Source organism: Gardnerella sp. CCPDSM (genome assembly GCF_056754715.1).
In genome coordinates, this window is record NZ_JBQEQO010000060.1 from 1 (window position 1) to 547 (window position 547).

The 547-nt window shown below is 40.8% G+C and carries 1 pseudogene; it reads left to right on the forward strand.

The features are described 5' to 3' along the window. A pseudogene (locus ACTJLE_RS06505) lies at positions 1-547 on the forward strand (hypothetical protein); the annotation flags it as partial.

A 547-nucleotide genomic window follows, 5' to 3' on the forward strand; every position in this document is an offset into this window, starting at 1 on the left:
GCGGTTGAAAGTAGAAAAATAGACAACGAGCGTGTTAAAGCTGCGATAGATAATATTAAAGCGCAAATGGGTAATTCTCAAAGCGGCTATAAGATAAGCGAATACGATAGTAAAGGCATGTGGGTTCGTGACCTTTACATGGATACGCCTGATAAGAACACTGCTACAAAAGTTTTACAGGTTAATATGAATGGTATTGCTGGAAGTCATAACGGTTTTTCAGGCCCTTACAGTACTGCGATGACTCTTGACGGCATGGTGTATGGTGACAGGATTATCGGGCATTCGATTGACGCGGAAAAACTTTCAGTTTCTTACACTTCGCAGGTAGAAAAGCAGATTAGTAAAGCAAAAAACGAGGCTATAAAAGACACTGGTAGGCGGCTTGAAAACTATTACACGATAAGTGAAATCAACACGAAACTAAATGTTACAGACGGTAAGATTGAGGCTGGTGTTGAAAGCGTTAACCATAGTCTTAAACAGAAAAACGGTAACTATTACGGCTCGTATACTCCAAGCCAGTTTAACGCTCCTATGAAGCCAG